General features: G+C 44.3%; 1 tRNA gene. It reads right to left on the minus strand.

Going from position 1 to position 264, the window contains the following annotated elements:
• Positions 1–111: 111 nt before the first annotated feature.
• Positions 112–188, minus strand: a tRNA-Ile gene (locus tag AN395_RS19265).
• Positions 189–264: the final 76 nt, after the last annotated feature.

Raw genomic sequence — 264 nt, forward strand, 5'->3', positions numbered from 1 at the left:
TCCTGCGTGCAAGGCAGGCGCTCTCCCAGCTGAGCTATAGCCCCACATATGCTGGTATTATTGTTTGTTATCCGACTTCGTTTCAATCTTAGTGATAAGATTAAGAAGAAGTGGTGGGTCTGGGTGGATTTGAACCACCGACCTCACCCTTATCAGGGGTGCGCTCTAACCAACTGAGCTACAGACCCAAACAATAAGTGTTGTTCTCTTTACAATTAACAATCATCTGTGTGGACACTACGAACAAATAAGTTCTAAATCGTA

Source organism: Pseudoalteromonas sp. P1-30 (assembly GCF_001400005.1).
Taxonomy (GTDB): Bacteria; Pseudomonadota; Gammaproteobacteria; order Enterobacterales; family Alteromonadaceae; genus Pseudoalteromonas; species Pseudoalteromonas atlantica.